The organism is Microbacterium sp. Kw_RZR3 (assembly GCF_029222405.1).
Taxonomy (GTDB): domain Bacteria; phylum Actinomycetota; class Actinomycetes; order Actinomycetales; family Microbacteriaceae; genus Microbacterium.
The window spans coordinates 1-10110 of record NZ_JARHXC010000145.1; the positions used below are offsets into that span (position 1 = coordinate 1).

The 10110-nt window shown below is 68.1% G+C and carries 12 protein-coding genes; 9 read left to right on the forward strand and 3 right to left on the reverse strand.

What is annotated here, in order from left to right:
- Positions 1 to 140 precede the first annotated feature (140 nt).
- The gene (locus P2P98_RS07685) at positions 141 to 449 is read left to right on the forward strand and encodes a putative quinol monooxygenase (protein ID WP_275798709.1); all 309 of its coding nucleotides are present in this window, start codon (positions 141 to 143) and stop codon (positions 447 to 449) included.
- Here P2P98_RS07685 and P2P98_RS07690 read toward each other — a convergent pair.
- Positions 446 to 1147 carry a GntR family transcriptional regulator gene (locus tag P2P98_RS07690; RefSeq protein ID WP_275798711.1) on the reverse strand — a complete coding sequence of 234 codons (702 nt, stop codon included), beginning with the start codon at positions 1145 to 1147 and terminating at the stop codon, positions 446 to 448. The genes P2P98_RS07685 and P2P98_RS07690 overlap by 4 nt on opposite strands.
- Positions 1148 to 1239: 92 nt before the next feature.
- On the opposite strand from P2P98_RS07690, the gene P2P98_RS07695 reads away from it, so the two are divergent.
- From P2P98_RS07695 to P2P98_RS07705, 3 genes are read left to right on the forward strand one after another with little or no spacing between them, the layout of a single operon-like run.
- On the forward strand, positions 1240 to 2673 hold the full coding sequence (locus tag P2P98_RS07695; RefSeq protein ID WP_275798713.1) for an SLC13 family permease: 1434 nt from the start codon (positions 1240 to 1242) through the stop codon (positions 2671 to 2673).
- A gap of 27 nt (positions 2674 to 2700) precedes the next feature.
- Positions 2701 to 4113: an NAD-dependent succinate-semialdehyde dehydrogenase gene (locus P2P98_RS07700; RefSeq protein WP_275798714.1), complete on the forward strand. Its 1413-nt coding sequence runs from the start codon at positions 2701 to 2703 to the stop codon at positions 4111 to 4113.
- 3 nt (positions 4114 to 4116) lie between these two features.
- Positions 4117 to 4854: a cupin domain-containing protein gene (locus P2P98_RS07705; RefSeq protein WP_275798715.1), complete on the forward strand. Its 738-nt coding sequence runs from the start codon at positions 4117 to 4119 to the stop codon at positions 4852 to 4854.
- A 99-nt stretch (positions 4855 to 4953) separates the two neighbouring features.
- Here the strand turns inward: P2P98_RS07705 and P2P98_RS07710 are convergent, their stop codons facing one another.
- The gene (locus P2P98_RS07710; RefSeq protein ID WP_275798717.1) at positions 4954 to 5328 is read right to left on the reverse strand and encodes a MerR family transcriptional regulator; all 375 of its coding nucleotides are present in this window, start codon (positions 5326 to 5328) and stop codon (positions 4954 to 4956) included.
- A gap of 110 nt (positions 5329 to 5438) precedes the next feature.
- Between P2P98_RS07710 and P2P98_RS07715 the strand changes: the two genes are divergently transcribed.
- The gene (locus P2P98_RS07715; RefSeq protein ID WP_275798719.1) at positions 5439 to 6374 is read left to right on the forward strand and encodes an aromatic alcohol reductase; all 936 of its coding nucleotides are present in this window, start codon (positions 5439 to 5441) and stop codon (positions 6372 to 6374) included.
- Between the two features lie 163 nt (positions 6375 to 6537).
- Here P2P98_RS07715 and P2P98_RS07720 read toward each other — a convergent pair whose 3' ends face one another.
- On the reverse strand, positions 6538 to 7077 hold the full coding sequence (locus tag P2P98_RS07720) for a GNAT family N-acetyltransferase (RefSeq protein ID WP_275798721.1): 540 nt from the start codon (positions 7075 to 7077) through the stop codon (positions 6538 to 6540).
- Positions 7078 to 7252: 175 nt separating this feature from the next.
- Here P2P98_RS07720 and P2P98_RS07725 point away from each other — a divergent pair, with 175 nt between their 5' ends.
- From P2P98_RS07725 to P2P98_RS07740, 4 genes are all read left to right on the forward strand, one after another.
- Positions 7253 to 7969, forward strand: coding sequence for a GNAT family N-acetyltransferase (locus P2P98_RS07725; RefSeq protein ID WP_275798723.1), 717 nt, complete (start codon positions 7253 to 7255; stop codon positions 7967 to 7969).
- A gap of 66 nt (positions 7970 to 8035) precedes the next feature.
- Positions 8036 to 8497: a prevent-host-death protein gene (locus P2P98_RS07730; RefSeq protein ID WP_275798725.1), complete on the forward strand. Its 462-nt coding sequence runs from the start codon at positions 8036 to 8038 to the stop codon at positions 8495 to 8497.
- Positions 8498 to 8499: 2 nt separating this feature from the next.
- Positions 8500 to 8850: a hypothetical protein gene (locus tag P2P98_RS07735; RefSeq protein WP_275798727.1), complete on the forward strand. Its 351-nt coding sequence runs from the start codon at positions 8500 to 8502 to the stop codon at positions 8848 to 8850.
- 200 nt (positions 8851 to 9050) lie between these two features.
- Positions 9051 to 10058: an LLM class flavin-dependent oxidoreductase gene (locus P2P98_RS07740; protein ID WP_275798729.1), complete on the forward strand. Its 1008-nt coding sequence runs from the start codon at positions 9051 to 9053 to the stop codon at positions 10056 to 10058.
- The last annotated feature ends 52 nt before the right edge of the window (positions 10059 to 10110 follow it).

The following is a 10110-nucleotide window of genomic DNA, read 5'->3' on the forward strand; positions in this document are numbered from 1 at the left end:
CGGCGGTGGAGGCCGTGGAATCAGGCGTCGCGGTGAGGGTATCGGGGTGCGCAGGCTGAGCAACCATGATCTGCCTTTCGGAAGCGGTGTACACCTACAGGTATACACTACGAGGCGATCATCATCTCCAAGGAGGAGCTATGCACGCCGTCTGGGTCGAACTGGAAGTGCTTCCGGGAAAGGTGGAGGAGTTCCGTCGCGCGATCGCGGCGAATGCGGAGGCGACCGTACGTGATGAGCCCGGGTGCTTCTCGTTCGATGTGATCGAACTCGACCCCGAGCGCCAGCGCTTCGCGTTCTACGAGATCTACCGCGATCGGGAGGCGTTCGTCGTCGAACACCGGAGCGCGGCGCACTACGGCGCGTGGAAAACGGCCGTCGCCGAGACGGTGGTGCCGGGCTCGCAGACCATCACCGAAGGCCGGCGCCTGTTCGCCGAGCGCGCTTAGGAGACCAGGATCTCTCCGGCTTCGCCCCCCAGGAGCTGCCGGAAGATCGCCTGGTCCACGTGATGCAGGTGCGTCGTCATCGCCGCGGCAGCTGCGCCGGGGTTGCCGTCGATGATGGCGGTGCACATGGCGATGTGCTCGTTCACCGACTCCTGCAGGCGGGACCGGTCGCCGTGCGCGATGTAGCGCAGCCGGGCGCTGTGCGGACGCAGATCCGCGATGGCGCGGGCGAGGTAGCTGTTGGGCGTGTGAAGGGCGACGATGCGGTCGAACTCCGCCGTCGCTCGACGGAACTGCTCCGCGAACGTCTCGTCGTAAGGGACCCCGCGCATCGTGTGGAAGGCGTCGAGGAGGGCGAGCAGATCGTCCCGCAAGGCGGGGTTCGTCTCGGCCTTCTGCGCCACCGCCCGCACGGCCTCGGGCTCGATGAGCCGACGGAAGTCGAAGAGCGCGCGTGCGCCGCGCAGCGAGATCCGAGACACGGTGGGGGCGCGCCGCGGCTCGAGATCCACGAGCCCCTCGGCCGCGAGGCGGCGGATGGCCTCGCGTACCGGCGTGCGCGAGGCGCCGGTGTGCGTCGAGAGCTCGATCTCCGACAGGGCCTGGCCCGGCGCGAACACGCCCGTCTCGATGTCGTGGCGAAGCTGCGCGTACACCCTGTCGGCTTTTCCCCGCCAGGCGCCCATTTCTTCGACCATACGACCAGCATAGTTGTCCAACAGGTATACCCACGTGTATAACTCTTAGGAGTGGCACCGCCGCCACCTCCCACACACTCGAAGGAGCGACGATGCTCGTAGTACTCGGCTTCGCGATGATCGCGGTGTTCATGACACTGGTCATGACCAAGCGCGCCACGCCCATAGCCACGCTGATCCTCGTGCCGATCATCTTCGGGCTGTTCACCGGCGCGGGTCTCGGCCTGAGCGACATGATCATCGAGTCGTTCCTCAAGCTGGCGCCGACCGCCGGGTTGCTGTTCTTCGCGATCATGTTCTTCGGCACGATGATCGACGTCGGGCTGTTCGACCCGTTGATCCGGCTCATCCTGCGCTTCGTCGGCAACCACCCCACGCGGCTGGTGGTGGGCACCGCGCTTCTGACGTCGATCGTGTCGCTCGACGGCGACGGATCGACGACATTCATCATCGTCACCTCGGCATTCCTGCCGATCTACCTGCGTCTCGGCATGAGCCCGGTGATCCTCACCGTGGTGGCCGCGATGTCGAACGGTGTGCTCAACACCGTGCCGTGGGGCGGCTCGACCGCACGGGCGGCCGCTGCGCTGAACGTGTCGCCCATCGACATCTTCGTGCCGATGATCCCCTCGATCGCGGCGGGTATCGGGGCTGTCCTGGTCCTGGCCTACCTGATGGGCCGCTCCGAAACGAAGCGCCTCGGCCGTCTCGAACTGACCGAGTCCCCGGGCTTCCTCCGACGAGCGGATGCCGTCGGCGAAGAGATCCGGGCCGGTTCCTCGCGTCGGTTCCGAGACCGCAGCGCTCAGGAGGACGCCGCTCCGACGTGGAACTCCTCGGTGGTCGTCACCAACAACTTCGCCGTTCCCGTCGACGACGAGGGCAAGAACATCCTCGACCGGCCGAACGCCCGCCCGAAGCTCATCTGGTTCAACCTGGTGCTCACACTCGCCGTCATGACCACCCTCGTCATGGACATCACCGAGCCGGTCGTCATCTTCCTCGTCGCCGCCGCCCTTGCACTGGTCGTCAATTTCCCGCGAGTTCAGGAACAGTCCGCGCAGATCAAAGCGCACGCCTCGTCGATCGTCTCCGTCGTCGGCATGGTGTTCGCTGCCTCCGTGCTCACCGGTGTCATGAGCGGCACCGGAATGGTCGAGGCGATGGCCGCCTGGCTGGTCAGCGTCATCCCGCCCGTGCTCGGACCGTTCATGGCGGTGATCGCCGGCATCCTGAGCATTCCGTTGACCTTCATCATGACCAACGACGCGTTCTACTTCGGGGTCCTGCCGATCCTCGCCGAGACCGCAGGGCACTTCGGTATCGAACCGGTCGAGATGGCGCGTGCCTCGCTCGTCGGTCAGGCCCTGCATCAGTCGAGCCCTCTCGTGGCGTCGTTCCTGCTGCTCATCGGTCTCGCGAACGTCAACCTCGGAGAGCACTTTAAGAAGGTGATCTGGCGCGGCACGATCGTCGCGCTGGTCATGCTCGCCGTCGGCGGCTTCATCGCCTACCCCCTCTTCTGAATCCCCGCATCACAGAAAGGCACCACCATGGCCATCACCTCGGTGAATCCCGCGACCGAAGAGGTCGTCGCATCCTTCGATCTGCACACCCCCGACGAGGTCGAGAAGAAGCTGGCCGCGGCCGCTGCCGCTCAGCGCGCATGGCGGCGCACCCCCGTCGAGGAGCGCACGGCGCTGTTGAGCCGCATCGCGGAGGTGTTGCGCGAGGGCAGCGAGGAGTACGCGCAGATCATCACGCGCGAGATGGGCAAGCCCATCGCCGAGTCGCGGGCAGAGATCGAGAAGTGCGCGGTCACGCTGGACTACTACGCCGCTCACGCGCCGAAATTCCTCGCCAACGAGAGGGTGGACTCGAACGCGAGCGAGAGCGCGGTGGTGTTCGACCCGCTGGGGGTGGTGTTGGCGATCATGCCGTGGAACTACCCGTTCTGGCAGTTCTTCCGCTTCGCCGCCCCCGCGCTGGCGGCCGGGAACGCGCCGTTCCTCAAGCACGCCAACAACGTGCCCGAGGCGGCGCTCGCGGTCGAGGAGATCGTTCGCAAGGCCGGCGCCCCCGAGGGCCTGTGCACGACCGTGCTCATCGATGCCGGCGACGTGAAGGCGCTGATCGACGATGACCGCATTGCCGCGGTCACCCTGACGGGCTCGACGCAGGTGGGCCGGATCGTGGCGTCGCAGGCAGGCACCGCGTTGAAGAAGCAGGTGCTCGAGCTCGGCGGGTCGGACCCCTTCATCGTGCTCGCGGACGCCGACATCGCCGAGGCGGCGAAAGTGGCGGTGAAGGCGCGCTTCACCAACGTCGGCCAGAGCTGCGTCAACGCCAAGCGCTTCATCGTCGAGGAGGCGGTGGCCGACGAGTTCGTCGCGGCCTTCGTCGAGCACGCGTCGGCGTTGAAGGTCGGCGACCCGATGGAGGACGACACGAACATCGGGCCGATGGCGCGGGCGAACCTGCGCGACGACCTGCACCAGCAGGTGCTGCGGACACTGGAGAACGAGAACACCGTGCTCAAGCTCGGCGGTGCTCCGCTCGACGGTCCCGGGTTCTACTACCCGCCCACGGTCATCGACCACGTTCGCCCGGGCGACACCGCGTTCGAGGAAGAGACGTTCGGGCCCGTTGCGGCCATCATCCGCGCACGCGACACCGCGCACGCGATCGAACTGGCCAACGACACCGAGTACGGTCTCGGTGCCGCCCTGTGGACCCGTGACCTCGCCCTCGCCCGGCGCCTGGTGCGAGAGATCGACGCGGGAGCGGTGTTCGTCAACGGTATGGTCGCCTCCGATGCGCGCCTGCCCTTCGGCGGCATCAAAGCGTCCGGCTACGGCCGCGAGCTCGGCGTCCACGGGCTGCGGGAGTTCGTCAACGTCAAGACCATGTGGATCGGGCCCGCGAAACCCCCCGCCCCCACCACCGGCGAGAAGATCGGCGAGTAACTCATGAGCATCGAGAGCATCACCTCCCAGCCCGCGCACGTCTTCCGCCCCGAGCAGCTCCCTTCCAAGAACCGCGGCGGCGGCGCCCGAACGATCCCTCTCGTCACCGCTGCTCGGGGCGCGACGACCTACCTCAACGGCGTCACGATCTTCGAGCCCGGTGCCGCAATCGGCCACCACACGCACAACGTCGCCGAGTCGGTCATGGTCATCGCCGGCCGCGCCGTCGTCGACATCGACGGAGAGCGAACCGCGCTGAACACGTTCGACACCACGTTCGTGCCCGCCAACGTCGCCCACCACTTCGAGAACGCCTCCGACACGGAGGAGATGAGGATCTTCTGGACGTACGGATCGCTCGATGCCACCCGCACCCTCACCGCGTCCGGGGAACACGGACGAGTGGATGCCGAATCCGCCGACACCGCTGCCGGCTCGGTACGGATGGTGACCGAGATGGCGACCATCGACGTCCTGCCCGGTCACGAGAAAGACTTCGAGGCCGCCGTGGCGAAGGCCGCCCCGCTGTTCCAGCGGGCGCGCGGGGCACGGACGCTCCGGCTGGAGTCCTCGGAGGAGAGCCCGCAGACCTACCGACTCTTCGTCGGTTGGGAAAGCATCGACGATCACGAGAGCTTCCGCGCCTCTGCGGCGTTCTCTCGCTGGCGAGAACTCATCGGCCCTCACCTGGGCGCGACGCCGCAGGTGGAACACCTGCGTAACACTCTCACTGCGTTCTGACGCTGTTGATCGCGGGCACGTCGCGCAGGCAACCGCTCGGCCGGATCGCGCGAAGTACCCGAGAGCGCTGCAAAGCTGAGGCTTCTTCGGGTCGATCTCTCACGCGGATGAGCGACGCGCGTTGGCGAGGAGGTCCGAATAGCCCGCACCTGTGAGGTACGAGATCACCGCATCTCGACTTCTCTCGAGGCACACGATCCGGTTCTCCACGACGCGGAGCTCTCGCGCGAGTTCCGCCGCTTCGGCACGCTTCGCCGGTCCGGCGGTTTCGATGTTCAAGACGATCTTGATCATCCGGGTGGAAAGGCCCGCCTCGACGAGAGCGCGGACATGGCGGGCATGCTCGACCTGCTCATCCGAGTAGTCCCGGTACCCGTTCGCCGCGCGCGACGCGGCGATGAGGCCCTGCTGTTCGTAGTAGCGCAGCATGCGCGCCGGCGCTCCGACCGCTTCTGCCGCCTCGCTGATCTTCATGCCGCACCACCCCGACGCGCCTTGATTTGACCTTGACAGTGATGTCAAAGTTTAGCCTTTCTGCGAGTGAAGGGTCCCGACCGCCGGGACCGATGAGAGGAGCAGAACCCATGCGCAGCTGGGATGGACAGTCACGGAGAATCCTCGTGATCGGAGCGGGAGAGCTCGGGATGCCCGTTCTTCGCAACGTCGCCCGACGTGCCACCGCGGTCGAGGGCTCCTCGATCGACGTGCTCCTGCGAAGCACCACCACGGAATCGCCCGCACCCGCGAAACAGCGCGATCTGGCGGAGATCCGTCAGCTCGGAATCAGCATCGTCCACGGCGATCTGGTGACGAACACTGTCGACGACCTCGCCCGGATCTTCCGGGACTACGACACCGTGATCGGCTGCACCGGTATCACCGCCGGTCTCGACACGCCGATGAAGGTGGCGCGTGCGGCGCTTCGCGCGGAGTTGCCCCGGTACTTCCCGTGGCAGTTCGGCGTCGACTTCGACGTGATCGGTCGCGGCAGCCCGCAAGACATCTTCGACTCCCAACTCGACGTTCGCGACCTGCTCCGCTCACAGCACGACACCGAGTGGGTGATCATCTCCACCGGCATGTTTATGAACTACCTCTTCGACGCCGACTCCGGCATGGTCGACCTCGCTCACGACACCGTCAACGCGCTCGGGACGACGGATACGACCGTCACGGTCACCACCCCGGAAGACATCGGCACCCTCACGGCGGACACTGTGTTCGCTGCGCCGCGCATCCGCAACGAGATCGTCTACGTCGCGGGGGACACGATCTCGTACGGCCAGCTGGCCACCACCCTCGAGACGGTCCTGGGTCGACCCTTCGACCTCCGCGTATGGTCCGAGCCGACCCTCATGGCCGAGTTGGCTGCCGACCCCGACAACATGACCCGAAAGTACCGCGCCGCCTTCGCTCAGGGCCGCGGTGTCGCGTGGGACAAGGCAGACACCTACAACGAGCGCCACGGCATCTCGACGACGACCCTCGACGAATGGATCCGCACTCACCTCGCCGCGTGAACCCGCCCTCCCGGTGGAGTGGACGCCGACCGCTCTGGCTGATGGAGCCCACGCCACCGCCACCGGCGAACTCCTCGCCGCGAGCAGTGAGCGCGAGCAGTGAGCGCGAGCAGGAGGCGCGAGGAGCGCGGGTGCGAACGCCGTTCCGGCCGCGGCCCGGGGCTCACCGCGTGGCGGTGCTCAGCGCCTTCGCGAAGCACCGCGACCCCGCGAACCGCACGTACGGCGGGAACACCGGGATCGCGCGGTAGCCGATCCGCTCGTAGAGCGCGATCGCCTCGGGCTGCCGATCACCGGTCTGCAGGATGAGGCGCTCGGCCCCGCGCGCCCGGGCGAGGCGCTCCAGCTCGGCCATGAGCGCGCGGCTCGCCCCGCGCCCGCGCGCGCGGCGATCGACGAACACGCGCTTGACCTCGAGGTCGTCGTCGAGGGCGCGAAGAGCGGCGTGACCCACCGGCTCCCCCGAGGGGTCGAGCACGAGGATCACGTCGACGATCGTGGCCGGGTCGACCGCGAAGTCCTCCGCGAGCAGCGCGGCCGTCTCGTCGTCGAACGCCGCGAACACCTTGGCGTACCGCGGGCCGATCTCGTCGTCCATCGCCGCGCGCAGCGCCACCGCTCGCTCGTCGTCCCAGTCGACGCGCTCGATCGTCCACGCGATCGGTCGTGCGTCGACCTGGGTCGAGGTGTCGACTCGGGTCATCGTTCTCCTCGGGTGATTGGCGGACCGGATGCCACCCCTCCAGCATGCGCCGACCTCGCCGCCGCGGCGCCGGCGCCTGACACACGGCGTCGCGCGGCGTCACGCCCCGTCATGACGACCGGCCCAGAGAGGCCCCCGGTTTGCGTGACGGCAACGACCGGCGCAGAGTGTCTCGGTGACCACCGCTCCCGCCCTCGACATCCCGCACGCCGACGCCACCGTCCTCGACAACGCCGCCTGGCACTCGCTCGCGGGCCCGCACTCCTCGTTCGCGATCGGCGGCGACCTCGTGCGCCGGTATCCCGCCGACGTCGCGCCCTTCGTCGCGGTGCGCTCGTGGGACGAACCCGGCATCTGGGACGCGCTGCGCGACCTCGTCGGCCCCGGCGCCGACGTGGGACTCTCGGGTTACGAGGGCGGCTTTCCCGACGGGTGGGAGTACCTCGGCGGCGGCGAAGGCGTCCAGCTCGTAGAGACCGACGCACTGAAGACCCGCCCCGACGACGAGGCGGTCGAGCTGGGCGCGGACGACGCCGCCGACATGATCGCGATCGTCGACCGCAATCAGCCCGGCCCGTTCCGGCCCCGAACCTACGAGCTCGGCCGGTACATCGGCATCCGTCGTGAGGGTCGGCTCGTCGCCATGGCCGGCGAGCGCCTGCACCCGACGGGATGGACCGAGATCAGCGCTGTCGCGGTGGATGCCGATCACCGGCGCCAGGGCCTCGCCTCGCGCCTGGTGCTCGACGTCGCCTTCCACATCCAGCAGCGCGGAGACCGGGCGCTGCTGCACGCGGCGGCATCGAACGTGAACGCGATCGCGGCGTACGAGAAGCTCGGTTTCGCGCTGCGTCGGCGAAACAAGTTCGCGTCGGTGCGCACGCCGGCCTGAGCGCGAGCGAACCGGGCTCCCGCCTGCGCCTCGACTTCCGAATGCATTCGGAATACAATGAGGGGCATGGGTACCGCGACATTCCTCCCCGCTCATTCGCGGCGGTCGTCCGATCTCAGCAAGCACTCGGCCGAAGTCTTCGCCGAAGCCGAAGATCACCCCATCACCGTCACGCGACGCGACGGGCAGACGCTCGTTCTCATGTCCGAGCGCGAGGCGAACGCCCGGGCACAGCTCTTGAACTTCGCGGCGCAGCTCATCACGGTGACCCTCGACGACGACGGGCCATTGGACGAGCGCATGGCGAGGACATTTCCGTGGATGCTGGCGCTCTCGAGCGCCGATCGGACGCAATGCGCACAAGACCTCGTCGATGCCGCGCGCGCATCGTTTGCGACCGATCAGCCTCACCTCGCGCTCGCGGAACTCAGCTCGTGGAAAGAGACCGCGGTCGCCGTCGCCGCCGGGCTCGGCACGACGGTGGTCGACTGGCTCGATGACGACGGCGAGACAGTCGAGCGTCCCTGAGCATGGCAGCTTCGAAGCGCGGCGAGGTCGTTCCGCGCCCTCCGAAGAAGATCGAGTACGAGGTTCGATTCGCGACGGTGGATGCCCGGCGCGGCTGGCAAGACCTGGTCGCGACGGTTCGCAACGCCATGGCCGACTGCGGGGATTTCCTCACGCGAACCCCGCTGACGACGACACCGACGAACTACCGGCTGAAAGGCGAACTGGGAACCATCACACGTGCGGGTGTGACCCACGAGCGATGGCAGCACAAGCCGACGCTCAAGGGTGGCGCGCGCGTCTGGTTCTTCGTCGAAGGCCGCACGGTGTGGCTCGAGCACGTCCACACGAGCCACCCCAACGAAACGAAGTAGAGCCTCTCCGCCCCCGGTCACGAGCCCAGAACGGCGCGGGCGGAAGGACAACCCTGAGTGTCCAAGAAACCCGGACAAGTTTCCTGACGCGTCCGGGTGTTGTGGACACTCAACGGCGTGCCCGCTCATGCGTGACCGCGCGTGACCGTCCGTGACAGCGCGCCGACCGTGCCGCCGACGCCGCGGCTAGCGTGACCGACATGGCCCGTGCACTCCGCTCCCTCGGCTTCCTCACCATCGGTCTCTTCGACCGCGAGAACCCGCGGGCGGGGCACGAGACCACCCTGTCGATCATCGAGCGCGGCGAGAGCCTCGGCTTCGACAGCGCGTGGCTGCGCGACCGGCACCTGCAGTACGGCATCTCTTCCCCGGTCGCGGTGCTCGCCGCGGCCTCGCAGCGCACGAGCCGGATCCGGCTGGGCACCGCGGTGATCCCCCTGGGGTGGGAGAACCCGCTCCGCTTGGCCGAAGACCTCGCGACCGTCGATGTGCTGGCGGGCGGGCGCCTCGAACCGGGGTTCTCCGTCGGCCCTCCGCCGCGCCTCGACGACGTCGCGGCGGCTCTGTACCCCGACACCGTCGAGCACGAGGAGTTCGGATACGAGCGCCTCGCGCGACTGCGCCGCTTCCTCGCGGGGGAGCCCGTCAGTGCCCGCGCCGGCACCGAGGGCATCGAGGAGTATTCCGAGCGGATCGAACCGCACTCCCCCGGCCTGAGCGACCGGCTCTGGTACGGCGCCGGAAGCCCCACCTCGACGACGTGGGCAGCCGAGAACGACTTCCACCTCCTGACCAGCAGTGTGATCCAGTCGACGACATCGACCGACTTCGACGCCGAGCAGTACGCGCAGATCCGCCTCTACCGCGACACGCACCCCGCCGGCGAGACCGCCCGGGTCTCGCAGGGTCTGGTGGTCGTGCCGACCGACTCGGCCACGCCCGATCAGCGTCGACGCTACGAGGCCTATGCCGAAGCGCGACGCGGGCGCGTCGGCATCCCTCAGGGTCCGCGCCGGATGCTGTTCGCCGAGGATCTCGTCGGCACGTCGGAGCAGATCGCCGAGCGGTTGCTCTCGTCGCGGGCGTTCCCCGAGGTTGACGAGGCCGCCTTCGCCCTGCCGTTCTCGTTCGCCCCCGACGACTACGCGCAGATCCTTGAGGACATCGCGGGCCGACTGGGCCCCCTCCTCGGCTGGGCGCCCGACTGACGCGAGCGCGGGCGAAGTTGAGTGTCCAAGACACGCCGTAACGGCCTCCCGC